Origin of the sequence: Devosia sp. FKR38, assembly GCF_005222805.1 — a bacterium.
Lineage (GTDB): Bacteria > Pseudomonadota > Alphaproteobacteria > Rhizobiales > Devosiaceae > Devosia.
Genome location: NZ_STGC01000005.1, coordinates 1,800,105 through 1,826,633 on the forward strand (window position 1 = coordinate 1,800,105; position 26,529 = coordinate 1,826,633).

21 protein-coding genes, 1 tRNA gene and 1 pseudogene are annotated in these 26,529 nt (G+C 64.9%); 5 read left to right on the forward strand and 18 right to left on the reverse strand.

All coding sequences use genetic code 11. The annotated features are described in order from the left end of the window. Positions 1-8: 8 nt before the first annotated feature. Positions 9-305, forward strand: a complete 297-nt coding sequence (locus tag E8M79_RS13715; RefSeq protein WP_137152441.1) for a HigA family addiction module antitoxin — start codon at positions 9-11, stop codon at positions 303-305. Here E8M79_RS13715 and E8M79_RS18410 read toward each other — a convergent pair. Then, the gene (locus E8M79_RS18410) at positions 302-694 is read right to left on the reverse strand and encodes an Hpt domain-containing protein (protein ID WP_171015854.1); all 393 of its coding nucleotides are present in this window, start codon (positions 692-694) and stop codon (positions 302-304) included. The two genes, E8M79_RS13715 and E8M79_RS18410, sit on opposite strands and share 4 nt — an antisense overlap. A gap of 358 nt (positions 695-1,052) precedes the next feature. On the opposite strand from E8M79_RS18410, the gene E8M79_RS13725 reads away from it, so the two are divergent. Next, the gene (locus E8M79_RS13725) at positions 1,053-6,371 is read left to right on the forward strand and encodes a hypothetical protein (RefSeq protein ID WP_137152443.1); all 5,319 of its coding nucleotides are present in this window, start codon (positions 1,053-1,055) and stop codon (positions 6,369-6,371) included. A gap of 78 nt (positions 6,372-6,449) precedes the next feature. On the opposite strand, the gene E8M79_RS13730 is transcribed toward E8M79_RS13725, so the two are convergent. Both E8M79_RS13730 and E8M79_RS13735 read right to left on the reverse strand, forming a co-directional pair. Further along, on the reverse strand, positions 6,450-7,127 hold the full coding sequence (locus E8M79_RS13730; RefSeq protein ID WP_137152444.1) for an AprI/Inh family metalloprotease inhibitor: 678 nt from the start codon (positions 7,125-7,127) through the stop codon (positions 6,450-6,452). Positions 7,128-7,205: 78 nt separating this feature from the next. After that, positions 7,206-8,075, reverse strand: a complete 870-nt coding sequence (locus E8M79_RS13735; protein WP_349236048.1) for a LysR family transcriptional regulator — start codon at positions 8,073-8,075, stop codon at positions 7,206-7,208. A gap of 90 nt (positions 8,076-8,165) precedes the next feature. Between E8M79_RS13735 and E8M79_RS13740 the strand changes: the two genes are divergently transcribed. Then, positions 8,166-9,053, forward strand: coding sequence for a PhzF family phenazine biosynthesis protein (locus E8M79_RS13740; RefSeq protein ID WP_248304993.1), 888 nt, complete (start codon positions 8,166-8,168; stop codon positions 9,051-9,053). Positions 9,054-9,089: 36 nt separating this feature from the next. On the opposite strand, the pseudogene E8M79_RS18610 reads toward E8M79_RS13740, so the two are convergent. The 8 genes and pseudogenes from E8M79_RS18610 to acs form a co-directional block, all read right to left on the reverse strand. After that, a pseudogene (locus E8M79_RS18610) lies at positions 9,090-9,185 on the reverse strand (ATPase); the annotation flags it as partial. Between the two features lie 82 nt (positions 9,186-9,267). Then, positions 9,268-9,690 (reverse strand): NlpC/P60 family protein, encoded by a 423-nt coding sequence (locus tag E8M79_RS13755; protein ID WP_137152447.1) that lies wholly within the window; start codon positions 9,688-9,690, stop codon positions 9,268-9,270. After that, entirely contained in the window at positions 9,687-10,889 is a 1,203-nt protein-coding gene (locus tag E8M79_RS13760; protein WP_137152448.1) for an MFS transporter, read from the reverse strand. The genes E8M79_RS13755 and E8M79_RS13760 overlap by 4 nt, the downstream gene beginning before the upstream one ends. 92 nt (positions 10,890-10,981) lie before the next feature. After that, on the reverse strand, positions 10,982-12,160 hold the full coding sequence (locus tag E8M79_RS13765; RefSeq protein WP_137152449.1) for an MFS transporter: 1,179 nt from the start codon (positions 12,158-12,160) through the stop codon (positions 10,982-10,984). A gap of 86 nt (positions 12,161-12,246) precedes the next feature. After that, positions 12,247-13,254 carry a glycosyltransferase family 1 protein gene (locus E8M79_RS13770; protein ID WP_248305065.1) on the reverse strand — a complete coding sequence of 336 codons (1,008 nt, stop codon included), beginning with the start codon at positions 13,252-13,254 and terminating at the stop codon, positions 12,247-12,249. 153 nt (positions 13,255-13,407) lie between these two features. Then, positions 13,408-14,169 carry a UDP-2,3-diacylglucosamine diphosphatase gene (locus tag E8M79_RS13775; RefSeq protein WP_248304994.1) on the reverse strand — a complete coding sequence of 254 codons (762 nt, stop codon included), beginning with the start codon at positions 14,167-14,169 and terminating at the stop codon, positions 13,408-13,410. Positions 14,170-14,296: 127 nt separating this feature from the next. Then, a complete protein-coding gene (locus E8M79_RS13780) occupies positions 14,297-15,322 on the reverse strand; it encodes a glycoside hydrolase family 3 N-terminal domain-containing protein (RefSeq protein ID WP_137152451.1) in 1,026 nt (341 codons plus the stop codon). A gap of 305 nt (positions 15,323-15,627) precedes the next feature. Next, entirely contained in the window at positions 15,628-17,574 is a 1,947-nt protein-coding gene (acs, locus tag E8M79_RS13785; protein WP_137152452.1) for an acetate--CoA ligase, read from the reverse strand. 195 nt (positions 17,575-17,769) lie between these two features. On the opposite strand from acs, the gene E8M79_RS13790 reads away from it, so the two are divergent. Next, positions 17,770-18,381: a GNAT family N-acetyltransferase gene (locus E8M79_RS13790; RefSeq protein WP_171015855.1), complete on the forward strand. Its 612-nt coding sequence runs from the start codon at positions 17,770-17,772 to the stop codon at positions 18,379-18,381. 9 nt (positions 18,382-18,390) lie between these two features. Here E8M79_RS13790 and E8M79_RS13795 read toward each other — a convergent pair whose 3' ends face one another. From E8M79_RS13795 to E8M79_RS13815, 5 genes are all read right to left on the reverse strand, one after another. Then, positions 18,391-19,716 carry a polysaccharide biosynthesis C-terminal domain-containing protein gene (locus E8M79_RS13795; RefSeq protein WP_137152454.1) on the reverse strand — a complete coding sequence of 442 codons (1,326 nt, stop codon included), beginning with the start codon at positions 19,714-19,716 and terminating at the stop codon, positions 18,391-18,393. Further along, positions 19,713-20,894 (reverse strand): GNAT family N-acetyltransferase, encoded by a 1,182-nt coding sequence (locus tag E8M79_RS13800; protein ID WP_171015856.1) that lies wholly within the window; start codon positions 20,892-20,894, stop codon positions 19,713-19,715. Before E8M79_RS13800 ends, E8M79_RS13795 begins: the two co-directional genes overlap by 4 nt. Before the next feature lie 107 nt (positions 20,895-21,001). Further along, positions 21,002-21,694 carry a YjbE family putative metal transport protein gene (locus E8M79_RS13805; RefSeq protein WP_137152456.1) on the reverse strand — a complete coding sequence of 231 codons (693 nt, stop codon included), beginning with the start codon at positions 21,692-21,694 and terminating at the stop codon, positions 21,002-21,004. 261 nt (positions 21,695-21,955) lie between these two features. Then, positions 21,956-22,031: transfer RNA gene (locus E8M79_RS13810), tRNA-Lys, on the reverse strand. Between the two features lie 230 nt (positions 22,032-22,261). After that, positions 22,262-22,591 carry a hypothetical protein gene (locus E8M79_RS13815; protein WP_137152457.1) on the reverse strand — a complete coding sequence of 110 codons (330 nt, stop codon included), beginning with the start codon at positions 22,589-22,591 and terminating at the stop codon, positions 22,262-22,264. 203 nt (positions 22,592-22,794) lie between these two features. Between E8M79_RS13815 and E8M79_RS13820 the strand changes: the two genes are divergently transcribed. Next, the gene (locus E8M79_RS13820; protein ID WP_137152458.1) at positions 22,795-23,913 is read left to right on the forward strand and encodes a pyridoxal phosphate-dependent aminotransferase; all 1,119 of its coding nucleotides are present in this window, start codon (positions 22,795-22,797) and stop codon (positions 23,911-23,913) included. Here E8M79_RS13820 and E8M79_RS13825 read toward each other — a convergent pair. Both E8M79_RS13825 and E8M79_RS13830 read right to left on the reverse strand, forming a co-directional pair. Then, the gene (locus E8M79_RS13825) at positions 23,891-24,838 is read right to left on the reverse strand and encodes an endonuclease/exonuclease/phosphatase family protein (RefSeq protein ID WP_137152459.1); all 948 of its coding nucleotides are present in this window, start codon (positions 24,836-24,838) and stop codon (positions 23,891-23,893) included. The genes E8M79_RS13820 and E8M79_RS13825 overlap by 23 nt on opposite strands. 124 nt (positions 24,839-24,962) lie before the next feature. Next, positions 24,963-26,522: a 2-isopropylmalate synthase gene (locus E8M79_RS13830; protein ID WP_137152460.1), complete on the reverse strand. Its 1,560-nt coding sequence runs from the start codon at positions 26,520-26,522 to the stop codon at positions 24,963-24,965. Positions 26,523-26,529 lie beyond the last annotated feature (7 nt).

Genomic DNA, 26,529 nt, shown 5'->3' on the forward strand with positions numbered 1-26,529 from the left:
CTGATGCGATGACAGACATCAAAATCGCGGTGTTCCACCCCGGCGAAATCCTGCGCGAGGAATATCTTGCGCCGCTTGGCCTGTCGGCGGGCGCCCTGGCCAAAAAGCTGCATGTGCCGCGCACCCGCATTGAGCGGCTGATCAAACAGACGCACCCCGTTACGGCCGATACGGCGCTGCGGCTGGCGAAATTCTTCGACACCACGCCGCATTACTGGCTGAATATGCAGGTGGCCTATGATCTTGGCCAGGAAGCGGCTGTGCTGGCCGAAGAGCTCGAACAGATCGAGGTTCTGGCGGCCTAGGCCAGTTCGCTGGTCAGCACCCGGGCGATGAAGCTGCGGACTTCTTCGACGGCCATGGCCAGGTCAGCCAGTTGCTCGGCGGGAATGGACCGACCCTCGGCCAGTTCGGCTTCGGCAGCGCGGGCAATATCGGCGATGCCGAAGGCTCCGACACCGGCCGCGGCACCCTTGATGGAATGGATGTTGAGCTTGACCTCATCGGGCGTTGCCGACTGCTGCAACCGCAAGAGATAGGTGGCGATGGTGGTGTCGAACAGGCGCAGGATCTCCTGCTCAAGCCCCTCGTCGCCCAGGCACTGCCGGGCCAGATGCACCAGGTCGATGGGCCGCATGGGCCGTTTGGCCGGCGTTGACCCCAGGTGTTCGACGGCACTCGCTGACTGCGCCATTGTGATCGCTCCGTTACGCACGGCTACGCGTCCCTGGGGACAATGCCGCATCCCCAGCGTAAAACCTGCGGGTGAACAGGTGATTAAGTCACATCTTTGCCGTTGTTTGCCCGTTGTGATGCCAGCCGGGCTTCCCCAGAAAATTAACCTATGGGTAAGAAAACGTTCGGTTTGGTTCAAATTGAATGTATTAATGCGGATTGAACCAGCGAGCGGCGGCGACGGTGGGAGGGATAATGCGGCACATTTGTATCGAATTATCCCCGATTGACCACGGGCCCGGAAACGGGTGCGGTGGCACAACATCTCCCGAAGTCCGCCTTGTCGCTGCCGAGCCGACGCGAGAGTTGTAAAGAGTATGGCTAAGAACACGACCCCCACCAACGATCCTGCAGCTCTGGCCTTCTCGGCCGTCGAGGACGCCCTCAAGGAATCCGTGTTCAGCCTGGACAGCGCCCCGGCGCAGCCCACCGAGCGCCGTGCCCCCGATGCGGCCCGCAGCGAGCGCCTGCGCGCCGCCGACAAGATTGCCCAACAGGCTGGCGCCGTCGCCAATGACGACCGCTTCCCCACCTCCAAGCTGCTCTATGGTCTGCAGACCCGCTCCTCGTCCGCGCCGACCTGGACGGCCGTGCTGCTGTCGCTGATCTGGCTGGCCGTGTCGGGCGTTGGCGCCTGGCTGCGCTATGGCCCGCAATTCGGCAATTTCGGCAGCTTTGTCACCACGCTCGATTTCATCGGCGTCGTGGCCATCATGTTCCTGCCCGTGCTGGGCTTTTTCGCCGTGGCGACGCTATTCCGCCGCGCCCAGGACCTGCGCAATGCCGCGTCCTCGATCACCCAGGCCGCTATCCGCCTGGCCGAGCCTGAAGTCACCGCCGCCGACAAGGTCGCCTCGGTGGGCCAGGCCGTGCGCCGCGAGGTCAACGCCCTGGGCGATGGTCTGGAACGCGCACTCAGCCGCGCCGGCGAGCTCGAAGTGATGATCCACAACGAGGTCACCGCGCTCGAACGCACCTATTCGGACAATGAATCGCGCATGCGCGCCCTGATCGCCGAACTGGCCAGCCAGCGCGAAAGCGTGCTGACCAATACCGACCGGGTGCGCGAGGCCATCACCGAGAGCCACACGGGCCTGGTGTTCGACCTCGACATGATCAGCCAGCGCATCGCCGGCACGATCGTGGAAAGCGGCGGCAACCTGACACAGGCGCTCGAAACCGCCGGCAACACGCTGACCAATGCCTTTGGCGACCGCACCGAGAATTTCGTCTCGCTGTTCGACAACCGCACCACCGACTTCGTGGCGGCCCTGGACGACAGCGCCAACCGCCTGGCGCTGACATTTGAAGACCAGACCGCCAATATGGCGCGCACGCTGGACAGCCGTGCCGACGCGCTCAACGCCGGCGTCGATACCCGCATCAATGCCCTGGCCGAGGCCCTCGACGGTCGCGCAGCCCAGATCGGCGACGCCATCGATCAGCGCGCCCGCGCCATCGAGGAACGCACCGCCAATTTCGCCATCTCCTTCGAGGACCGCACCAACCAGATCGCCGGCCTGATCGAGACCGGCACCGATCGCTTCACCACGACCTTTGACGACCGCACATCGGCCCTGTCGCACCTGCTGACCTCGGGCGGCGATGCGCTGCTCGACCAGCTGCGCGACCGTGGCCATGAAGTCACCGGCGGCCTCGACATCATCGGCCAGCGCATTGCCGAGGACATCACCAGCCGCTCGCGCGAAGCCGAGATCATGCTGAGCGCCCTCACCCGCCAGCTCGATGAATCGGTGGCCATCCAGCTCAATGCCATGGACAGCCGCCTGCAGTCGGCCGTCATCGAAATCAATGGCGCGCTGGACGATACCTCTGAGCGCGCCCGCCTCACCCTGGCCTCCGCCGGCCAGGATTCGCTGACCCAGTTCGACACCCGCCTGACCGAGATCACCAGCATTCTGGACGAGCGCCTGCATGCGCTGGACGGCGTGGTGGGCGACAAGGGCGACAGCCTGATTGCGCGCCTCGAGGCGCAGGGCACCAATTTCGCCGCCCGCGCCAATGTGCTCGAAATGGCGCTCAACGAGGAATCCGGCCGCTTCAACGATATCGTGGGCGAACGCACCCGCGAACTCAGCGAAGTGCTGGGCGCCCGCACCAAGGCCATCACCGAGGGCCTCGAACACCGCAGCCGCGAAATCAGCGAGTCGCTCGAAGGCCATGCCGGCGTCATCGCCGATGCGCTCGATTCCCGCACCCGCCTGCTGGACGAGAAGCTGACCACCCACGCCCAGGCGCTGGACCAGACCTTTGACAACCGCGTCAAGGCCATCGACGAGGTGCTGGTCACCCGCAGCTCGGCGCTGGACGAGACCATTCATGGCCGCGCCACCGAACTGGACGAAGCGCTGGCCAACCGCGGCCGCGACATGAACGAGGCGATCCGCCTGCGCAGCCAGGAACTGGGCGAGACGCTGACCCAATCCACCAGCGCCTTCGACCAGGCCATCGCCGGCCGCACCCAGCGCCTGGCCGACACGCTGTCGGAAAAGACCGCTGCGCTGACGCTCGAGATCGACGCCCGCACCGGCACGCTGGCCAGCCAGCTTGACGAGCGCACCGAAACGCTGGTGCAGCAGATCGGCGACAGCAGCGCTGCCCTCACCACCGAGCTCGACGCCAAGGGCCAGGCCCTGCGCACGGCGCTCGACACGGGCACCCAGCAGCTGGCGCAGGCCGTCGGCACCCGCACGCAGCAGCTGTCGGAAGCCCTGGGCAATCGCACCCAGGCGCTCAGCGACACCCTGGCCAACCACACGCACTCGATGAGCGAGACGCTGGGCCTGCGCACCACCGAGCTGACCGAGGCCATCGTGCTGCACGGCGACGAGGCGCGCGACAAGATCGACACCTCGCTGCGCAATGTGTCCGACACCATGAACCAGCGCGTGGCGACCATGTCCGACATGATCGCCAGCAAGGTTGCCGAGGTGAACACCAATCTCGGCGAGGGCCTCGACAGCGCCATCAAGCGCATCACCGACGCCGAGAGCGGCGTCAGCGCCCGCATCGACTCGGCCAGCACCACCGTGAGCGAAAGCGCGCGCAAGGCTGCCGAACTGATCGAAACCGGCGTCAACTCGGCCCGCAAGGCCATCACCGAAATGGTCGACCAGCGCCTGGGCACCCTGCCCGAGGCCATCACCGCCCGCGCCGACATCACCGCCGATCGCCTCGCCGCCCTCAATGCCTCGATCAACACCTCCATCACCCAGTCCATGACGGATCTGGAGGCTGGCGCCGACCGCATCGAAGAAACCATTGCGACCCGCATCACGGCAGCAACCCAGCACATCGCCAGCGACGTCAGCAACACCGCCAACCGCATGGACGCCACGGTGCGCACCGCGCTCGAGCAGATCCGCGTCGCCGCGTCCGACATCGACCAGCTGCTCTCGGTCAAGGCCGTTGGCGCGGTCGACCAGATCGAAAACCGCCTCTCGGCCATCAACACTTCGCTCGAACAGCACACCAGCGAGTTCGCCTCTCTGGTCAACGAGCGCTCGGCCCAGCTGCAGTCTTCGCTCAGCAACCACGGCAATATCCTGCGCGACGCCCTGGGCGAGAACGCCAAGGAAGCCGAGGCCATCATGGCCGTGTCGACCTCGCGCATTCTCAACGACGTCACTGCGGCGCTGGGCAAGCTGAACGATTCCAACCTGCTGCTGCAGCGCGTGCTGGATGCCTCGACGGCCAATCTGGCGAACCTGGAAACCAGCGTGGCACAGCAGACCGCCACCTATTCCAACACCATCCGCGACGCCATCGGCCACACCGAACAGGCCGGCAGCATGGTCACCCGCCATGTCGGCGCCCTGCAGGAAACCATCCGCGGCATGGTCGCGGAATTCTCCTCGGTTCTGGGCAAGCTCGACGCCGAAGCCGCCCACATGGCCCAGGCCTCCACTGCCCTGACGCTGACCAGCGACAATGCGCTGGAAACCTTGGAAGATCGTCGCGGCGCCATGGATGCGCTGGCGCAGAGCTTTGCCGCCCGCGCCGACGATATCGATGGCCGTATGCGCATGTTCGCCCAGTCGATTGCCGATACGGTCAACGACACCGAACGCCGCCTGATCGGCGCCCGCCGCGCCATGGACGAGGCCCTGACGGCCACCACCGGCACGGTGGTGCAGACGCTCGAACAGACCACCGGCACCATCACCGAAGCCATCGAGAAGTCGACCACCAGCGTCAACGACGCGCTCTATCGCAACAACGAGCGCTTCACCTCGAGCCTGTCGAGCAACACGGCCCAGATGGACAATATCGTCCAGCGTGCCGCCGAAGCCGCGGCCGCCGCGCTCAACCAGACCAGCAGTGCCGTGCGCAATGCGCTCAACGAGCAGTCCAGCCAGGTCAACAGCGCGCTCGAGGACAATGCCAACCGCGTCAGCGATGTGCTCGCCGCCACCGCCGGCAGCGTCACCGACGTGCTCAACACCACGACCAGCACGCTGGCCGACACCATCACCGACAGCACCGCCTCGGTGCGCAATGCCATCGCCAACACCAGCGGCCAGTTCCGCCAGACGCTCGACGAAACCGCCAGCCAGGTTACCGACAGCCTGGGCGAGTTCCGCGGCGCTGCCGACGCCGAGGGCCGCCGCGCCAATGTGGCGCTGCAGCAGGCACAGCAGCAGATGATGGCCGAGATGCGCCGCGCCATGGAAGAAGCCACCCAGCGCTTCAACGACACGGCCCAGGCCATGCGCGAAACCGCCCGCGAAGTGGGCAGCGAGCTGGAAGCCACCCGCGCCGAACTGGCCCGCGGCGTCAACGAACTGCCCGAGGAAACCCGTGCCAGCGCCGCCGCCATGCGCCGCGTGGTGGCCGAGCAGATCGAAGCGCTCAGCGAGCTCAACGCCATCGTGCGCAACCAACCCGCAACGCTCGACCTCAACGATCGCCGCCCGGCCCGCCCTGCCCCGCGCCAGGAGCCACGGAACGAGCCCCGCAACGAGGCGCCGGCCTATCAGCCGCCGCGCCAGGCCGAACCCAGCCGTGACAGCTATCGCGCCGAGCCGGCCCGCCAGACCCTGGTGGACCCGATCCGCACCGTCGAGCGCGCCCCCGAGCCTGTCCGCACGGTTGAGCCGCGCCGCCAGGCCGAACCCGCCCGCCCGGTCGAACAGGCCCGCCAGCCCGAGCCCGTGCGCCAGCCTGCCCCGCAGCCCGCGCCCGAGGCCGAACCCGCTGCCCAGGGCGAAGGCGCCGGCTGGCTGCGCGACGTGCTGCGCAATGCCACCGCCAAGCAGCAGAGCGCCCAGCAGACCGCCCCTGGCCTGTCAGGCCTGACTGAAGAGATCGCGCACTCCATCGACGACGCCGCCATGTCGGACGCCTGGGCCCGCTATCAGGCCGGGGAATCCAATGTGTTCTCGCGCCGCATCTACACCCTGGCCGGCCAGGGCACCTATGACGATGTGCGCAAGAAGCTGCAGCGTGATCCCGAGTTCGCCCGCACCGCCAATGCCTATATGAGCGAGTTCGAACAGCTGCTGAAGCGCGCTGCCGCCGGCCCGCGCCCTGCCGCCGAGACCCGGGACCAGCTGCTGAGCGATCGCGGCAAGGTCTATACCATGCTGGCCCATGCCAGCGGCCGCCTGAACTAGGTCGGCGTCCCAGACCACAAGAAAGGCCCCGGAATTCCGGGGCCTTTTTTTTGCATCACAGTGGCGCCGACGATGTGCCTAGCAGAAGTTCTGGAAGCCGACGAACCAGGTGCCGTCCTGCTGGAAGTGCTTGGAGGCCCAGCCCGAGGGAATGCCGGTCCCTTCGGGGATCAGGCATTTGACGCCTTCCCTGGTTTCCTTGCAGCCCTCGACGATGAAGCACTGGCCGTCCGCAATCGTGCCCAGGCTCTGGCTCTGCGCTGTCGGCTCCTTGCGGATGGCCAGGGGATGCAGCGCCTTGACCGTTACCGGGAAGGCGGTCGGCACGGCGACCTCGCCGGGATCGGCGCAATAGCCATGGTCCGGATTGTGGATGCAGTTGCCACCGGCCTTGCCCGACGCCAGCGTCTGGCCGCTGGTCGGGGTCAAGGTGACCACCGCGCCATCGGCCATCTGCCCCTTGAGCACCCCGCCATTGACGCTGAGCGTGCCGATGACCTCGCCGCTCAACCCCAGCAGCGAGACACCATTGGTTTCGGCGCGCCAGCCATTGAGAAAACCAAGCTGGCCCATGCACAGCCGGCTCGATGCGCCCAGGCCGAACAGCCCATTGCCGCCGCTGAGCTCGACATCGCAATCTCCGGCCATGCCGCCGCTGCTGACCCGCCACGACCCCGCAAAGGTCGCGGCATTCTGGGCCAGTGCTGGCCCCGCGATTCCCAGGGCAATCGCTATCGCCCATCCTGTTCTGCGCATGGCTTTCCTCCTGCCTCTGCACGATTTTTCGCAGGCAGAGGTGATTCGGGAAAGATCGCTCCCGCGGCACACGACCCACTAGTCCGTAGAGGCAACGCCCGCCTGCCCACAGAGCCATCGGCGGAACGCCTGCGGCCCCGGGCGCTGATCGCCCTTGCGCATCACCGCAAGATACCAGTCGGGCCCGCGGACAACCGAGGCAAAGGGCGCGACAAGCACGCCATCGGCAAGCTCTGCCGCAAACAGCGTGGGGGACAGCAGGCCCACCCCCTGGCCGCGCACAGCCGCCTGGGCGATGAGCTCGAAGAGCGAATAGTCCACCGCTGCAAAGCGCAGGTCCGGCGGCATGCCTGTGCCGCAATGGGCAAACCAATGCACCCAGTCGGGATGTGGCAGCAGGTCGAAGGCCGCGAGATCGCCCGGCGCGGCAAGGCGACGGCTGCCCAGGAGCGCCGGTGCCAGCATGGGTGTGGCATCCACTGGCAACAGCGGCCATTCCTCGAGCCCGTCCCAGCCGCCCCGCCCGGTGCGAATGGCCAGATCGAACTGGTCTGGCTCGCGCAGGTCCGACGAAATATCGAGCGCAATGGCGTGGCCGCCCTTGGCGCGATAGTCGGGTAGGCGCGGCGCCAGCCAGCGCGCAGCGAAGGTCGGCGGCAGGCTGACGCGCAGCGGTGCGCTGCCGGCCTGGAAACTGTCGAGCGCTGCCGCGATGTCGTCGAGCGCCGTGCGGACGCTGTGCGCGAGAGTAACGGCCTCGGGCGTGGGCACCGCCTTGCGGCCAAGTCGCAGGAACAACGGCTGGCCAAGCTCGGCCTCGAGCGTGCGAATGCGCAGGCTTACGGCAGCGGGGCTCAGGGCCAGGCGCTCTGCCGCCGCGGCAAAGCTGCCGGTGCGGACGCACATCTCGAAGATTCTGAGCGAGTCGGCGGATGGTCGAATGATCAGTTTCTCTTGTCAGTGTGGCAAGCAATGCGCGTTTTCGCGCCGCGCGGAACCGGAGCACAATCGGCTCGTCCGAAGCATAGGAGCCACGCCTTGCCCCCGCAATCAAGCACAGCCACCCTGACTGCCGGATTGATCGACGTCTTTGCGGACACCCCTTTGAGCGGCAACCCGCTGGCCGTGGTCGAGGGCGCGGACGACCTGTCCGAAGCGCAGATGCGCCGCATTGCTGGCGAATTCAACCAGGCCGAAACCACCTTCATCATGGCCAGCCGCTCGGCCGACTTCAGGCTCAGATCATTCACTGCAGCGGGCGCTGAGGTCGGCGGCGCCGGGCACAACGCCTTGGGCGCCTGGCTTTGGCTGGCGGAGGAAGGGCGGCTGGGGACCATGGCGGCGCCCCGGCGCTTCCTGCAGGAGATCGGCAGCGATATCCTGCCCATCGAGCTTCGCACCATCGACGGGCGCATCCACGGCCGCATGCAGCAGTCGCCACTGGCGCTGGGCCGTCCGGTCGAGGACGTGGCGCGGCTCGCCGCAGCACTTGGACTGTTGCCAGCCGATATCCGCGTCGATCCCGTCCCCCGCGTCGCCAATACCGGCGTCGCCCATCTGCAGATTCGCCTCCGCGACGAAGCAACGGTCGACCGGGCTACGCCCGACCACACCGCCCTGCTGGCCGCATTGCAGGCCATGTCCGCCGAGGGCTGCTATGCCTATGCCTTCGACCCTAATGCGCCACATCGCGCCTATGCGCGCTTCTTCAACCCCACCGTAGGCCTGTGGGAAGATGCCGCAACGGGGACAGCCGCAGGTCCGCTGGGCGCCTATCTCCGGCACGAAGGTCTGATCGCCGACGCCATCGAGATCGAACAGGGCACAAAGATGGGCCGCCGCAGCATCCTGCGTATCGAGCTGACGCCCGATGCCATACTGTCCGGCGCCGGCGTGGTGGTGATGCGCGGTCAGCTGTGTCTGTGAAGGCAGCACTCCCCAGTGTCACGGGGCACTTGCGCCTCAGCGATCGAGCCAGGCCGCCAACCCATCCAGCGTCTGCAGGCCATATTCCACCGCACCAAAGCCGATGACGACCTGGCGGCGTTCGCGGCTGGGACGAACTACGAGGTCTCGAAACCGGCTACAGCGTCAGCAGCGAAACCGCCGAAAGCGGCATCATCCACCTCACCTTCGCGCGCTAGGACGAACCCAGCGGCGCTGCCCGCACCCGCTTGGCACCCAGCAGATAGGCATAGCGGGTCTGGGAGGCGAAAGCCGCTAGCGACCAGACTGCCGGCACACCGACCGCGCGGCAAAGGTGCAATGCCATGCCGCCCCCGGCATAGACGGCAACATGGGCACCAAAGGGTTCGGGGCGCTCGGCGAACAGCAGCAGGTCCAGCGGCTCGAAATCGCTGGCCAGATCGGTGTGGCCCGTATCTGCCCAGAGTTCGCTTGAGCGAAACGGCGGCAAGGAGCGGCCGAAATGGGCAAGTACAGCATAGGCATAGCGCTGGCAGTTCGCGCCACCGCTGAGATCGTGCTGCCCGTCCGGAATGGCCGAACCATTATAGGGCACGCTGCGAAACTCCGCCGGCAGGCTGGCGAGCAGATCGCTCATGGCGGACCGGCGCGGGCGTCTCGCGGCTGCATCATCTGGAGCGAGGCCCAGATGCACAGCGCGCCGAGGAAGGCTGCCAGCGCGGCAAAGAAATAGGCGTAATTGCCGAACAGGCCGATGAGCCAGCCGAAGGTGATCAGCGCCACCACCGACATCACCTGCTGCACCACGGTGAACAGGCTCTGCGTTTCGGCGGCAATGTCCTCGCTGGTCCAGTTGGCGATGAAATGCACGCAGCCCAGATAGCCGATGGCAAAGGTGATGCCATGGGTGAGCTGCAGCGCCACCAGCACAGGCACCGGCGGCGCAAAGGCCATGGCGATCCAGCGCAGCACCGTTGCCACGGCCGACAGCAGGATCATGTGGCGCGCCGACACCCGGCCGCCGAAGCGGCGCCAGATGAACATCATGGCGGCTTCCGACGCTGAGCCCAGCGCAATCAGCGGACCGATGATGTTTTCCGGAATCCCCTGGGCCTTCCACAGCAGTGCGCCAAAGCCATTGAGGAAAATATGGGTGCCGAACACCATGGCAAAGCCCACCAGCGGCAGAAAGAACCAGGGACGCACGACGATATCGAGCAGCTTGCCGGCGGCGGGCTGCACCGCAGCGACTGTCGGCTGGCCGGGCGGCGCGCGGAAGGCTGGCAATTGCAGCGACAAGGCCGCACGCAGCATCGCCAGGCCAACGAACAGCGGCACAAAGATCACCGAGCCATACCAGACCACCAGGAACCCGGTGAGCGCGTTGAACAGCATATAGCCCACCGTGCCCCAGGCCCGGATCGTGCCGAAATCACTGCCATTGCGCCGCGTCATGCGCATGGTGGCGGCATCGAGCACCGGACCAACCGCGCCGACGGGCAGGCTGCACAGCGTCCAGAACAACAGGATGCCCCAGAACTCGTTGACGAAGAACAGCCCGATCGGGACGATGCCGGCGATCAGCGCGCCGATGACGATGACCTGCCGCCAGTCGCTGGCCTTGTCGGCCAGACGCCCCACCACCAGGTTGAGCAGCAGAATCACCAGCACCGGCACGGCATTGATCAGTCCGATCTGCTCGGTGCTGATGCCCTTTTCGCTCAGCCAGATCGGCAGAAAGACCACCGCCGCGCCCGGGCCCATGAAATAGGTGAAATAGAAGGCGGTCGTGCGCGCTTCCGGCGTCAGGCGCGCAGCTGGCCTTGGCAACGACATGGATTTACTCGGGGTTGGAGCGCCCGGACGGGGCGGCGGTCAATCAGCAATGCGGCAATACAGACCCGACGTTATCGCTTTGCCATGGCGCGTCAACGGGCATCCTTGGGCGGGCGAATCCGCAGCGACAACAGCACGCAAGCAGCGCCCACCACCGCCAGCACCGAAGAGGCGAAGTAGGACGCGGCGCCGAAATGCACCACCAGCAGACCGAATACGGTGAGCAGGCCAAAGGACGATGCCTGGATCAGCATATTGGCAAAGCCCTGCGCCTCGGCCGCATTGGATTCATCGGTCCAGTTGGCGACGAAATGCACCACGCCGAAATAGCCCATGCCAAAGCTGAAGGCATGCAGCAGCTGGGTGAAGAACAGCACCGCCACCGGCGGGTTGAACGCCATCACCGTGAAGCGCACGAAGGAGGCCACGCAGGCCGCCAGGATCATGTTGCGGGCCGTGACGCGCGAACCGAAGCGGCGCCAGGCGAACATCACCACGGCCTCGCCCGTGGCCGCCACCGCCAGCAACGGGCCAATGTAATAGGCCGGCACCCCATTGCGTTCCCACAACAGCGCGCCAAAGCCACCGATCAGCGCATTGCTGGCATTGACCAGGGCAAAGCCGACCAGCGGCAGCACGAACCACAGCTTGAGGGAATCCCTGAGCTTGGATGGCACCGCATCGGCCAGCGTGACCTCGGTTTCCGGCGCGCGAAAGCGCGGCAGGATCAGGCTCGCTCCGGCGCGCAGCAGCGACATGGCGACAAACAGCGGCACAAAGGCCTGCGAGCCGAAGACACCGAGCAGCATGCCGATGCCCCCTGCCCCCGCAACATAGCCCACCGTGGCCCAGACCCGGATCGAGCCAAAATCGCCGCCGGAGCGCCGCGTCATGCGCACCGTTGCGGCATCGATCAGCGGCGGGATGGAGCCATTGCCGAAGGTACACAGCGTCCAGACCAGCAGAATGCCCCAGAACTCGCTGACAAACACCAGGGTGAAGGGCACGACGGCGGCATAAAGCGAAAGCGCCACAATCACCGTGCGCCAGTCATTGGCCCGATCGGCCAGCCGCCCCACACCCATATTGAGCAGCAGCAGCACCAGGACCGGCACCGAATTGACCAGGCCAATCTGGTCGGCAGGGATGCCATGCTCGCTCAGCCAGATGCCCAGAAACACGGAAGCGACGGCGCCAGGCAGATAAACAGTGAACTGATAGAGCGATGCGCGCAGCTCGGGAGAAGCCAGGCGCAAGGAAACCGGTGGCATGAATGCTGAACTCCGGGCAAATCACTCGCCCGGGTGCCTTGGTGACTCCACTTGCCCTGCAACGCAAGGCCTATGTTAACGTTACTCTATGCTGTGGCCGCCAGCTGCGGCCGCAGCGGCACCAGGGCCGACTGCAACTGTCGGGCGCTGGCCGCCCAGGTGAAGCGCTCGCCATGCAGGCGGGCGTCCTCGCGGCGCAGGCCAAGGGCCCGGGTCACGGCGATATTGAGGTCGTCATCAAGCGCGCCGGCCAGTGGATCGCTCAGCACATCCACCGGTCCCGTCACCGGCAAGGCTGCCACCGGTGTGCCCGACGCCAGTGCTTCGGTGATCACATTGCCGAAGGTGTCGGTACGGCTGGGGAACACCAGCACATCGGCACTGCGATACAGCGCACCCAGCTCGTCGCCATGGCGATAGCCCAGGAACACCGCCTCGGGATACTGCCGCTGCAGCCGCGCACAATCGGGGCCGTCGCCGACCACGATCTTGGTGCCCGGCACCTTCAGTTCCAGAAAGGCCTCGACATTCTTTTCGGCAGCCACGCGGCCGACATAGAGCAGATGCGGGCCAGCCAGATCGGCAAAGCAGGTCTTGGGGCCGGGATGGAACCGCCCGCCGTCGACGCCGCGCGACCACAGCTCCAGCCGCGCAAAGCCCCGTGCAGCCAGGTCCGCGCGCAGCGAAGGGGTCGGCACCAGCGTGCGCGTAGCCGCGCCATGGAACCAGCGCAGATAGCCATAGCTCCACTCCTGCGGCACCGGCACGCGCATGGCCACATATTCAGGAAAGCGCGTGTGGAAGCTGGTGGTGAAGGCAAAGCCGCGATCAATGCAATACTGCCGCGCCAGCAGGCCCAGCGGGCCTTCGGTGGCGATATGGATGTGGTCAGGATCGGCCTGCGTGATCATCCGCCCCACCGAGCCCATGGTTGCCAGGGAAATGCGCACTTCCGGATAGCTCGGCACCGGCAGCGTCCAGAACGGCTCCGGGGTAAGATAGCGCACATCGAGCCCGCTACGCACCAGCTCGCGCCCAACGCTCTCCAGGGTCCGCACCACGCCATTGATCTGTGGGCGCCAGGCATCGGTCACGATCAGCAAGCGACGACTATTGGCACCCGGCGCGGGCGCGGCAACAGAGATTGGGGACACCTGGGCACCACCATAGGTTCGAATGTCGCACCAGTCTGGGCGCGTCGCACGTCGAACCAATGAAGGGTAGATGACTGTTCGTTGACGGCCCGATCAGCTCGCCGCGCGGCGCAGGCGGAACTTGCGCGGCTCGCCCGCAGCCATCTCGGTCCACTGGATCAGCTCGAACACGCCCTCGGGCGTCTCGACTATGGCCGTGCAGCTCTCCACCCAGTCGCCGGTGTTGATATAGTGGATGCCAAGCCGGTCATGCATGGCGGCGAAGTGGATATGGCCACAGATCACGCCATCCACGCCGCTCTCCTTGGCTTCGTGGACCAGGGCTTCCTCGAAGCGGCCGATCACCGAAACCGCATTCTTGACCTTCTGCTTGGCCCAGGCGCTCAGCGACCAATATTGCAGGCCCAGCCGGCGGCGCACCCAATTGATGGCGATATTGACGCGCAGCGCGGCGTTATAGGCCCAGTCGCCCACATGGGCGAGCCACTTGGCATTCATCACCACCACGTCGAACTGGTCGCCATGGATGACCAGATAGGTCTTGCCGGTGGCCGTGGTGTGCACGGTGCGGTCGACGAACTCGATCTCGCCGAAATAGGTGCCCAGATATTCGCGCAGGAACTCGTCGTGATTGCCGGGCAGATAGATCACGCGGGTGCCGGCATTGGCCTTGTCGAGCAGGATCTGTGCCAGCACATTGTATTCGGCCGGCCAGTGCCAGGACTTGGCCAGGCGCCAGCCATCCAGGATGTCACCCACCAGATAAATGGTCTCGGCATCGTGCACCCGAAGGAACTCGATCAGCTGTCCGACGCGAATGGGCTTCATGCCCAGATGCACGTCTGAAATGAACATGGCCCGAACCTGCCGGACCTCGCGGTCATCCGCCATCAAGCAACGACTCCTGCTGCGTGGAAGCGGACTTTATCTGTGCTTTTCCCCCGTGGGAACCAGCGCGACGCAGAACATGGGGAAAGCTGCGCTAGTTTGCGATGCGGCGCTTGAGCGCCACGATGCGGTCATAACTCTCGGCAACCCGCGCCGCAAAAGCCGGATCGGCCTTGGACTCGGCCACCAGGATGTCCAGAATCGCCTGGCCCAGCCCGGCGCTGTAGTCGGCGGTGTTGGAGAACAGCAGCACATCCACCCCGGCGCGCACCGCCATGGTGACCGTCTGCTTGAGGTCGAAATGATCGCGAATGGCCCCCATCTCGAGGTCGTCGCTGATCACCACGCCATTGTAGCCCAGCTCGGTCCGCAGCACGCCGTCGATCCACTGGGGCGACAGCGATGACGGCGTCTGTGCCCCCGCATCGGCATATTGTGCGTGGTAGAGATGGCCCACCATGACCATGTCGAGGTCGCCGGCGGCAATCAGCAGGCGATAGGGCTCAAGCTCCTCGGGTTTCCAGGTCTGGGTGATATCGACAAAACCCTCATGGCTGTCAGCGGCAGAAGACCCATGTCCGGGGAAGTGTTTGAGCGCCGTCAGCACACCGGCGGCGTGATGCGCGGTAATAAAGGCAGCATCATAGGCTGCGACCACTTTGGGATCGGCACTATAGGACCGGCCGAACTTGGCGATCACCGGATTCTTTGGGTTGATATTCACGTCGGCCACCGGTCCGAAATTGACCGTAAAGCCCAGATCGGCAATGGCCGCGGCCATGCGGGCATAGATGACTTCGGCCTGCGCGGGCGAATCTTTGGCCGCAATGGCGGCAGCACTGGGAATTTCGGCGAAGCCGACATCCTTGGTCAGCCGCTCGACGGCCCCGCCCTCCTGATCGAGGGTGATGAACGGCGGCAGGCCGGGCGAGGCATTGCGAAAGGCCTGGTTCATGGCGCGAACGGCCGACAGGCTCTTGATATTGGTCTTGAGCAGCATCACCCCGCCCAGATGGCCGGCGGCAATGGCTTCGGCCAGCGCCTTGACGCTGGAATCGCCGGCATCATCCCCCTGAAATCCGACGACGATCATCTGTCCGGCCATCTGGTCGATCGGCACATTTTCAGTCGCGTAAACCGATGTACAAGACAGTATTAGGGCAATAATCGCGCGAAAAAGGGGGGAGATCACTGTTGGTTCCTGGGCTCTGGCAGGGGCGGCATCGTCGGGCGAAAGCAGCCTAAATCATGGCAACAATAAAAAAAACGCACGCAATCGTGCGTTTGGGGCTGAAATCACTGCCAATAATGCTACTATATCCACAGGCGACTTGGAGGACGGGCCGTTTTTCAACCTTCCGGCTCGTAGTGCCGTTGCCTTTGATCGGGCGGGGATCTTGGGGTCCCCGCCCGTGATTTTTTCGACTAGCGATTCTGTCGGTTGGCGATCAGGTCGTCCACCACGCTCGGGTCAGCCAGCGTCGAGGTGTCGCCCAGCGCGGCAAAGTCATTTTCGGCCACCTTGCGCAGGATACGGCGCATGATCTTGCCCGAGCGCGTCTTGGGTAGGCCCGGCGCCCACTGGATCAGGTCAGGCGAGGCAATCGGCCCGATTTCCTTGCGCACCCAGTTCTTGAGCTCGGTCCGCAGATCGTCGCTGCTGGCTTCGCCGGCCATCAGGGTGACGTAGCAATAGATGCCCTGCCCCTTGATATCGTGCGGATAGCCCACGACGGCCGCCTCGGACACTTTGGGATGGGCCACCAGGGCGCTTTCCACCTCTGCCGTGCCAAGACGATGGCCGGAGACGTTCAGCACGTCATCGACGCGGCCGGTGATCCAGTAATAGCCATCATCGTCGCGACGGCAGCCGTCACCGGTGAAGTAATAGCCCTTGTAGGTCTCAAAATAGGTCGAGACGAAACGGCCGTGATCGCCCCAGATGGTGCGCGCCTGGCTGGGCCAGCTGTCGGCAATGGCCAGCACGCCTTCGGCCTTGGTGGCCTCCTGCAGCTTGCCCTCGGGCGACAGCACCACCGGCTGGATGCCGAAGAACGGCCGCGTCGCCGAGCCCGGCTTGGTGGGAATGGCGCCCGGGAATGGCGCAATCATGTGGCCGCCGGTTTCCGTCTGCCACCAGGCATCGATAATGCCGCAGCGGCCCTTGCCGACCTGGTTGTAGTACCACAGCCAGGCTTCCGGATTGATCGGCTCACCCACCGTGCCCAGGAGGCGCAGGCTGGGCATGTCGTGCTTCTCGACATATTGCGTGCCGGCGCCCATCAGGGCGCGGATGGCGGTCGGTGCGGTGTGGAAGATGTTGACCTTGTGCTTTTCCACCACCTGCCAGAAGCGGCTGGCATCGGGATAGCTCGGAATGCCTTCGAACATCACCGTGGTGGCGCCATTGGCCAGCGGGCCATAGACGATATAGCTGTGGCCGGTAACCCAGCCCACATCTGCCGTGCACCAGAAGATTTCGCCGCGCTTGTAGTCAAAGCTCAGCTCATGGGTCAGCGCCGTATAGAGCAGATAGCCGCCCGTGGTGTGCAGCACGCCCTTGGGCTTGCCGGTCGAGCCGGAGGTGTAAAGGATGAACAGCGGATCCTCGGCGTTCATCGGCTCGGGGTCGTTGAACGGCTCAACGCCCGCAGCGGCCTCATGCCACCACACGTCGCGGCTGCCCTTCATGGAGACATCGGCGCCGGTATTGTGCACCACCAGCACCTTGGAAACGCCGGGGCAATCCTCGAGCGCCTTGTCGACATTTTTCTTGAGCGGCACGGTCTTGCCACCGCGCCGGCCTTCGTCGGCCGTGATGACCACAGCCGAGTCGCAGTCATTGATTCGGCCGGCCAGGGCGTCGGGCGAGAAGCCGCCGAACACCACCGAATGCACCGCACCAATGCGGGCACAGGCCAGCATGGCATAGGCCGCCTGGGGAATCATCGGCAGATAGATGGTGACGCGGTCGCCCTTACGGACGCCCAGCGACTTCAGCACATTGGCGCAGCGGCAGACCTTCTCATGCAGCGTGCGATAGCTGATGTGTTCGGACGGGGCGTTTGGATCATCGGGTTCCCAGATGATGGCAATGTCATCGCCATGCTCGGCCAGATGGCGGTCAATACAATTGGCCGCGACGTTGAGCACGCCGTCTTCGAACCATTTGATGGAGACGTCGGGATACTGGAAGGTGGTGTTCTTTACCTTGGTGGGAAAGCGCACCCAATCCAGGCGCTTGGCCTGTTCGCCCCAGAATCCATCAGGATCGCTGAGAGATCTGGCATACATCTGATCGTACTGCGCCGTGGTCACATGGGTGCGCGCGATCGCAGCCGCACTTGGCTGGAATACAAGCTGTTCGCTCATATCATCCTCCCTTATCTCTCCCAGTGTCCGTTCTACTGATCCCCCCTGCGCCGGGCAAGGGCCACGCCATGCGACTTATAGGGCAGACGAGAAAATCGGCAGGCGCCCGGGCGCATTAACTGCCCGCAGCGAGGCGCCTTCGGCCCCCGGCCAAGCGATGCTATGCTCCGACTCGATCACAACAGGGGATTGGCCATGACCGACAGCGTTGCAGCGATAGCCCCGCAGACCGCCAGCGCGCCCAAGGCGCAGACCTATCGCGGCGCCACCTATGCCGACATTCCCAAGGTCCATGCGCGCCTGATGGAGGCCATCGAGACCTCGCCCTACTATCTGCCCGAGTTCAAGCAATATGAAATGGCGCGCCTGACGCCGGACTATCTGGCCAGCCTGATCGATGCCGACCCCTTCCACATCTTCGTGCTGGAGCGCGATGGCGAATTGGGCGCCTTCATGATGTCCGGCCCCGAACTGGGCACGCTCTGGCTCTACTGGAGTTATGTGCTGCCCGAGTTCCGTCGCTCGACTCTGGGCCTGTGGGGCATGCGCAGCTTCATCAGCCACTGGGACAATGGCCGCTTCCACAAGATCGCCACCTATACCAAGACGGGCAATGACGCCGCGGCGGCCATCATGAACCGCATGGGCTTCAAGCATACCGCCACGCTGGAGAAACACATCTTCGGCGAAGACTATCTGCTCTATGAGCACCCGCTCAACAAGGTCGAGCCCGGCTATGATCGCGGCACCAGTGGCGGCCTGGTGAACAAGCTAAGGCGCCGGGTGAAGTTGGCCCTCACCCGCTAGACGCAAGCCTTACTCGGCCGGGACGGCGGCCGCCCGACGGGCGCGGAACCACTGCAGGATCGACACGTCGATCTTGGCCGTGCGCAGGGCGACATACCACAGCCCTACCGACCACAGCGTGATCGCGATGATGGCGCTGAGCGCGGCCCCCATCAGCCCCCAATGGGGCACCAGCACCGCATTGAGCACCACCAGGGTGAGGATGCCCAGCCCCACCGAGGGCAGGCTGGCATAGGGCCGGTCGTGAATGGACAGCACCAGCGAGGCCGGGCCCATCACCGAGCGGACCACCAGCGCCAGGCTCAGCACGGCCAGCGGCGCGGCCCCCACGGCAAAGGCCGGGCCGAACAGCATCAGCGCAAACGGGGCACCCAGGCTCACCAGCACGAACAGCACCACCGAAAGCACGCTGGCCACGAAATTGGCGTCGCCCACCTTGCGGTTGAAGGTGGCGCGATCGGCATTGGCCTCGCTCTCGAACATGTCCGGCAGGGTCACCGCATAGACGGCCGCCACACCGAACGACATCAGCGAGAAGATGCGGGTGCAGACGCCGAAGATCGCCAGTTCCTGGTGGCTCAGGCTATGGCTGAGCAGCAGCAGGTCGATATCAAAGAAGAAGTCGGTCGCCAGCGAGATCAGCACCCAGGGCATGGCAAAGCGCCACCAGCGGCGCGCCTCGCCCGCCCGGGCCGGCGCCGTATCGGCCAGGCGCGGCAGCGTGGCCAGCACGAACAGGAAGTGCACGATGGCAATGGCCACATAGCCCACCGCAACGCCCCAGAGCATGGCATTGAAACCATCCACGGGTGCGGCAAAGCCCATTGTCACCACGAACGCGACCATCAGGATCATCGGGCGGAACAGCGTATCGGCGAAAAACCCGGCCAGCGGCCGCTTGAGCCCCACCAGCAACGCGCCGTTGACATAGACCATGGCCGTGCCGAACGCGAGCAGCACCACCGGCACGAAATGCTGCGCCAGCGCGGTCTCTGTCAGACCCAGCAGCACGATCACCGATGGCCCGGCCAGCAGCAGCAGGACCGTGGTGGCCAGCACATGCGCATAGGCACGAATGAGGAAGACCGTCAGCTGCTGGCGCTCGCCGCGAGCGCGATATTCGGCGGCAAAATAGGTGCCGACCGTCTGAAAGCCGAGCGGCATGACCACGGCCACCAGATTGACCGTTGCGATGACCAGCAGATATTCGCCCAGCAGTTCGGGCCCCCAGATACGGGCAATCAACGCCTGCACCAGGAAGACCAGTCCCGCGCCACCCAGTCGGGCGGCAAAGATCATGCTCGACTGCGACGCCAGCCGCCGCTGAATGCTCATTCGGTCACCTGGTCGGATTCGCCCCGCACCTGGGTCGGGCGGGTCTTGGGGTTGCGCCAGCCATCAATCTGCCGGCGCAGATGATGCACGGCGTCGCGCGCCGCAAAGGCGCCTGCGCCCAGCGCATAGGCCAGCGGACGGCTGGCATAATTGGCCACCGGAGGCACTGGTTGGATCACGCCGGCCTCGCCCACCATGCCCTTCTTGAACTGATGCAGCCCCTGGAAGCCATCGGTACCGCCCAGGTCGTACCAGGTCGCCCGCGTGTTATCGCGCAGCCAGCGAATGATGTGCCAATGCATGAAATAGCCCGCGCGCAGCGGCAGTGCCTGGTCATTGGTGGCACCATAGAGATAGACAGCCCGGTCGCCAGCCTTGAAGATCAGCGCGCCGGCAACGACCTGGCCCTCATGGCGCACAAAGAACAGCTCGGGCCGCAGCGGATCGTCCAGCGCCATCAGCGCATCGACCGTGTCATAGGCGGAATGGTCGGAAAACTGCTTGCGGTCGGTCATGGCGGTGTAGAGCGTCTGGAACTCGCCCAGCCGCTCGGGACCGGCATATTCAAAGCTCAGCCCGGCCTTTTCCGACTTGTTGAGATGATAGCGCCACTTCTGGTGCAGGCTCTTGCGCTGCGCCGCATCGTCGAGGCGCAGGTTGACGATATAGCGCGAGGGAAACATCAGCTGCGAGCCGGGTTTGAAGCCATGCTGCTCCAAAACCATCCAGGCATCGTTGACGCTGGTGGTAGAGGCAGCCGGCAGCACCGAGATCATCTGGCCGCGCCTGTCGGCATAATCGGCCATCAGCGCCTCGACCATGCCGGTATAGATGGCGGCACTGTCGGGCCGCGCGATATCCTTGCGCATCGGCCCCCATTTGGAGACCGCGATATGGCCCAGCCGCAGCGGCAGCGGCTGCACCATCATCAGCGAACCACCCACCACCTCGCCATCGAGCCGGAACAGCATGGGTTCATGCTGCACCGAGGGCCAGCGCGTCACGGCAAAGGCATAGAGCTGTTCCTGGCAGACCTCGTCGAAATCGGCGATGGTCCGGTCCCATTCGGCGCCGGACACGATCTGCGTGGTCAACCGATGCGCGACGGGCAAACCACCCTGCCCTGCCCCGGACATGACAGGCTGAGTCTGGCTGGGGCGATCTTCGGTCAAAGACATGGTGGTTTCCCGCTGGGTCATAGCGCGGAAAACTAAACCCCGGTGGTGTGCAAATCCCTATGTATCAGGACCATGCAGCACAAAACTGCATCCGTGGTTACCAAAGGCTAATGGGCGGCCGCGGCGGCATGATTGGTGTAGAGCAGCGGAATATCGGGCAGCGCCACAAAGCCACCCAGACCTTCCAGCGCCATGCGCACGGCCACGAACAGGATGATCAGCAGGCCGACCCAGGCGATCCAGCGGAAGCGATGCAGCAGGCCGGCGATGAAGCTGGCGGCAACGCCCATCATAACCACCGACAGGGCCAGGCCGATCACCAGCGCCTCGAAATGGTGCTGCGCCGCGCCGGCCACAGCCAGCACATTGTCCAGCGACATCGAGACGTCGGCGATGATGATCTGGATGATCGCCTGGCGCAGCGTCTTGCGCGGCGCCGTGCCGCTCACCGTGCCGTCGGCATTGGTGTCGCTGTCTTCCAGCGCTTCCTGGGCATTGTGCTCGTCAGCCGCCGACGTGGTGAGCTCGCGATACATCTTCCAGCAGACATAGAGCAGCAGCACACCACCGGCGATCAGCAGGCCGCCGCCAAGCGCCAGCAGCTGCGTGGTGATCAGCGCGAAGAAGATGCGCAGCACCGTCGCCGCGAGAATACCGATCAGAATGGCCTTGCGCCGCACATCGGTAGCAAGCCCGGCCGCAGCCATGCCGATGACCACGGCGTTGTCGCCCGCCAAAACCAGATCGATCAGGATCACCTGCACCAGCGATGTGAGAAAGCTCGGATCGATGCCAAACATGGCGGGCCTCGTGGTCAACGGAAACGACCGCCCGGCTATAGCTGCCCACTGTGGCGCTGAAAAGCGCGACAATGCGAAAAACGACAAAATACTTAGTATTTCTGGGCGTTTCGGGCCAATCCGACAGCTTGGTGACAGACTGCAATGCACGGCGAGGCCCAACCTCGGCGGCGGCGCGGCTCAGCCACCGAAAAGACGCAACGCCTCCCGCAGACCAGATGGTCGGCGGACGCTTTTTGCTATCAATTCAGAGAAGGACTTTGGTGGGCGAGCACGGATTCGAACCGTGGACCCGATGATTAAGAGTCATCTGCTCTACCAGCTGAGCTACTCGCCCAGTGCTTGGGCTTCCAAAGTGGCGCCTCTCTACCAAAGGGATTCTGCGCTGTCTAGCGCCTGTACGAATTTTCCCGACACCTTAGGTGCAAAAACTTGGACAAAGCCCGGAAAACCAAGGGTGAGAGGCGCCGAAATTTTTACGTGCAACCACAATTGGTGACGACGAACCGCCCGGCGGACCGTCAACAGCGTCAGCGTCGGAGCACGTCGGCCGGCGCTGACGCTCGATTACTTCATCTCGGCTCGACTGACCCTGAAGGCTTCGAAGTCGAGCACATTGCTTTTGCGTGCGCGCGGTTCGGGCAGCATGTCATCCATCAGATTGATGGTGCGCTCGATGATGTACAGGACCTGGCGGGCTCGACCATCATCACCACGCAGCAGCGCTGCAGCGCGCTCGAGATGGTCGCGCGCAAGTAGGTAGGTTGGCGGCATGATAAATGTCTCCTTGAAATCGGCTTGTCTCTGGAAACGCCCGGGGTGAGACGCGGCGCCAGACTGCGCCCGCATGCTTTTCGCAAAATTGCCAGCACGCCGCGCATTTGCTTCAAATGCCACGCAAGTGGTTCCCCTCGGCAAAGCCTTGCACCGCCTGACCTCTCGGCTCGGTCAAGCGCTTTCGCACTGTGTATAACTGTGGGCGCGAGGGTTTGGGTGGGGCCGCTTGAAGGTTTGCATGAACGCCCGGGGCGCTCGTCGAATGCAGCTGGCGCATGGCCGGAATGCGGCTACGATACCCACAGTTTCCGTGAGTCCCGCCCATGCTGCGCCCCCGCCTGGCCCCGATTGCCGATGCCGTCCCAGAAACCGTGCCTTTTACCGGGCCCGAATCGATCCAGCGACGCCTCGGCCAGCCGTTCCGGGCGCGGCTGGGCGCCAATGAAAGCCCCTTCGGCATTGCCGAATCGACTCGGCAAGCCATTGCCGCGGCCATCGACCAGAGCTGGACCTATGGCGATCCGGAGTGTCACGACCTGCGGGTGGCCATTGCCCGCCATCTCGGCATTGCTGCCGACGAAGTGGTGGCCGGCCCGGGCGTGGATGCGCTGCTGGGCCTGACGGTGCGCCTCTATGCAGCGCCGGGCGACACAGTGGTGACCTCGCTGGGGGGCTACCCCACCTTCAACTACCATCTGACCGGCTATGGCGCCCGCATGGCTACGGTGCCCTATCGCGACTACCATGAGGATGTGGACGCTCTGGCGCGCCTCGCCCGCGAGACGAATGCCGCCATGGTCTATCTGGCCAATCCCGACAATCCCATGGGCAGCGCCTGGCCGGCCGAGACGGTGGAGCGCTTCATCGACAGCGTGCCCGCGACGACGCTGATCATCCTCGACGAGGCCTATGGCGAGCTGGCGCCGCAAGGCACCATGCCGCCCATCGACACCAGCCGGCCCAATCTGCTGCGCATGCGCACCTTCTCCAAAGCCTATGGCATGGCCGGCATGCGGGTTGGCTACGCCTTTGGCGAGCGCCAGACCATAAGGGCTTTCGAGCGCGTGCGCGACCATTTCGGGGTCAGCTCGGTGGCCCAGATCGGCGCCATTGCGGCCCTGGGCGCGACAGAGCATCTGCAGAGCGTCCTCGACCGCACCAATGCCGCCAAGGCGCGCATAGCCGAGATCGCAGAGGCCAATGGCCTGGTGCCCCTGCCCTCGGCCACCAATTTCGTGGCTATCGACTGCCGCAGCGACGCCGCCTTTGCCCAGGCCATTCTGACCGGGCTGGCCGAGCGTCAGATCTTCATCCGCAAGCCCGGCACGCCGGGGCTGGACCATTGCATCCGCATCAGCGCCGGCCTGCCCGAAGCGCTCGACCTGTTGGCCGAGCAGCTGCCGCTGGCCGTTGCCGCCGCTAGGAGCCAGCGCGCAGGCTGATTTCGGCGCGCAGCGCGCGGTGGTTGGACCCAAAGCTGTCGGCCGGCGATTCGATCGTGTCGATCAGGATGTCGCCGCGCGTGAACATATTGTCGATCGGCACGCCCAGCGTCCCCAGCCGGACCGGCCAGGTGCCCGGATGCCAGGGCGGCGGCACCAGGTTTGAGGCCGCGCTGAAGGTGGCGATCTCGTCGGACCAGGCCGCGGCGTTGAAATCGCCCGAGACGATCACCCGGCCTTCGATGGCGCTGAGCACCGCATGGACGCTCTGCAGCTCCATCCAGGCCGCCTCATCGAAATAGGGCTTGGAGAGATGGGCGCCCACCACCGTCAGCGGCACGCCCTCAAAACGCACCCGCGCCACCGCCAGCCGTTCCCGTTGGAAAGGCGGCATCAGCAGCATCTGCGGCTCTTCGATCGGCACGCGGGAGAAGATGGTGAGATCGCAGGTGCGCGGATGCTCGCACCCCACCCGATAGGGCAGCACCTTGGCGATATCGTCGAGATAGGCCTCAATGCCCGGCGTTTCCATCACCACGGCGATGTCGGGCGCCTGCCCGATGATATAGTCGGCTGCCGCCCGACCCCGCAGATTGCCGGTCAGCACATTGAAATTGATGACCTTGAGCTTGGCCAGCACATCGCCGGTCACCGCCTCGCGCCGCTGGTAGCCATCGATCAATGGCACAAACCCCTGTGCCACGCTGGCAAGCATCAGCATGACCACCACCAGCGCTCGCCAACGCCCGCCGGTCAGCAGCAGCACCAGCGCCAGCGGCACGCCCAGAGCGGCGATGTGGAAGCGCAGGCTCTGCAAAACATCGACGCCCGGAATGCCGCGCGGCACGCTCACCAGCAGCAGCAGCACGACAAACGCCAGCAGACCGGCCGTCGCCATGCCCCGCACTTCGGCCTTCAGCATCATGCTCGCGCTCTCTCTGTCATACCAGCGCAGTGGTGGCGCAGCCTTGTCGCGGACGCAAGGCCCACGCCGACAGGGCAGCCCTGCCGATGAGCGGCATGGGCTGCTCTGCCAGCCATAGTCGCGCCTAGCCGGCCAGGGCGCCCTGGGCCGACGCGCCGCGCTCGATCAGCAGGCGGTTATAGGCATTGAGATAGGCACGGGCCGAAGCCACCAGCGTATCGGGCTCGGCGGCATTGCCCGAGACGATGCGGCCATTCATTTCGAGGCGCACATGGGCTGATGCCTGCGCATCGGTGCCGCCGGTCACGCCGTCCACGGCATAGAGCACCAGATGCGGCTCCTGGCCAACGCCAGCCTTGATGGCGTTAAAGATCGCGTCGACCGACCCGGTACCCTCATAGCTGACGGCCGATTCGACGCCGTCGATGCTCAGGGTCATGTCGCACTTGTGCACGCCGCCGGTCTTGGAGACCACCTGCATGTCGACCAGGCGGATACGATCGCCGACCGAGCCGACCTCATCGTCCACCAGCGCCACGATATCGGCGTCATAGACATGCTTCTTGCGGTCGGCCAGATCCTTGAAGCGCACAAAGGCTTCCTGGAAGGCATTGTCGCCCAGCTCGTAGCCCAGCTCCTTGAGCTTGTCCTTGAACGCGGCACGGCCGGAATGCTTGCCCATCACCAGGGTGGTTTCCTTGATGCCCACGCTGGCCGGCGTCATGATCTCATAGGTCTCGGCATTCTTGAGCATGCCGTCCTGATGGATGCCGCTCTCATGGGCGAAGGCATTCTTGCCCACGATGGCCTTGTTGTACTGCACCGGGAAATTGGCCGCTGCCGAGACGATCTTGCTGGCGCGGGCCAGATGGGTGGTCTCGATCTCGGTGTGATAGGGCATGACGTCGCCACGGGTGCGCAGCGCCATCACCACCTCTTCGAGCGCGGCATTGCCGGCGCGCTCGCCCAGGCCATTGATGGTGCATTCCACCTGGCGGGCGCCACCGCGCACGGCGGCCAGCGAATTGGCCACGGCCAGACCCAGGTCATTGTGGCAATGGGCAGAGAAGATCGCCTTGTCAGCGCCCGGCACCGAAGTGATGATGGTGCGGAACATGTTTTCATGCTCGTCGGGCACCGCATAGCCCACCGTATCGGGCAGGTTGATGGTGGTGGCGCCGGCCTTGATGGCGGTTTCGACGCAGCGCTTGAGGAACTCCAGCGGCGTGCGGGTTGCGTCCATCGCCGACCATTCGACATCGTCGATCAGATTGCGCGCCTGGGCCACTGTGCGGGCGATAATCTCGATGACCTCGTCCTCGGTCTTTTTCATCTGGTGGGCCAGATGGATGGGCGAGGTGGAGACGAACGTGTGGATGCGGCCGCGCTGGGCATGGCGCACGGCCTCGCCGGCCCGGTCGATATCGGCGCTGATGGCGCGGGCCAGGCCGGCGACAGTGGCGCGCTTGACCTGCTTGGCCACGGCCACCACGGCCTCGAAGTCACCATTGGAGGCAATCGGGAAACCGGCCTCGATGATATCGACGCCCATGTCGTCGAGCGTTTCGGCAACCTGCAGCTTCTCTTCCAACGTCATGGTGGCGCCGGGCGACTGCTCGCCGTCGCGCAGCGTGGTGTCGAAGATGAAGATGCGGTCTTTGTTGGATTCAGCGGTGGCAGACATTGATGGT

Coding starts and splice junctions, on each gene's coding strand:
- E8M79_RS13790 (WP_171015855.1), top strand. CDS start 17,770: ATGACCGACAGCGTTGCAGCGATAGCCCCGCAGACCGCCAGCGCGCCC.
- acs (WP_137152452.1), bottom strand. CDS start 17,574: ATGAGCGAACAGCTTGTATTCCAGCCAAGTGCGGCTGCGATCGCGCGC.
- E8M79_RS13760 (WP_137152448.1), bottom strand. CDS start 10,889: ATGTCGTTGCCAAGGCCAGCTGCGCGCCTGACGCCGGAAGCGCGCACG.
- E8M79_RS13805 (WP_137152456.1), bottom strand. CDS start 21,694: ATGTTTGGCATCGATCCGAGCTTTCTCACATCGCTGGTGCAGGTGATC.
- E8M79_RS13830 (WP_137152460.1), bottom strand. CDS start 26,522: ATGTCTGCCACCGCTGAATCCAACAAAGACCGCATCTTCATCTTCGAC.
- E8M79_RS18410 (WP_171015854.1), bottom strand. CDS start 694: ATGGCGCAGTCAGCGAGTGCCGTCGAACACCTGGGGTCAACGCCGGCC.
- E8M79_RS13820 (WP_137152458.1), top strand. CDS start 22,795: ATGCTGCGCCCCCGCCTGGCCCCGATTGCCGATGCCGTCCCAGAAACC.
- E8M79_RS13800 (WP_171015856.1), bottom strand. CDS start 20,894: ATGTCTTTGACCGAAGATCGCCCCAGCCAGACTCAGCCTGTCATGTCC.
- E8M79_RS13775 (WP_248304994.1), bottom strand. CDS start 14,169: ATGTTCATTTCAGACGTGCATCTGGGCATGAAGCCCATTCGCGTCGGA.
- E8M79_RS13755 (WP_137152447.1), bottom strand. CDS start 9,690: ATGAGCGATCTGCTCGCCAGCCTGCCGGCGGAGTTTCGCAGCGTGCCC.
- E8M79_RS13765 (WP_137152449.1), bottom strand. CDS start 12,160: ATGCCACCGGTTTCCTTGCGCCTGGCTTCTCCCGAGCTGCGCGCATCG.
- E8M79_RS13715 (WP_137152441.1), top strand. CDS start 9: ATGACAGACATCAAAATCGCGGTGTTCCACCCCGGCGAAATCCTGCGC.
- E8M79_RS13795 (WP_137152454.1), bottom strand. CDS start 19,716: ATGAGCATTCAGCGGCGGCTGGCGTCGCAGTCGAGCATGATCTTTGCC.
- E8M79_RS13825 (WP_137152459.1), bottom strand. CDS start 24,838: ATGATGCTGAAGGCCGAAGTGCGGGGCATGGCGACGGCCGGTCTGCTG.
- E8M79_RS13730 (WP_137152444.1), bottom strand. CDS start 7,127: ATGCGCAGAACAGGATGGGCGATAGCGATTGCCCTGGGAATCGCGGGG.
- E8M79_RS13725 (WP_137152443.1), top strand. CDS start 1,053: ATGGCTAAGAACACGACCCCCACCAACGATCCTGCAGCTCTGGCCTTC.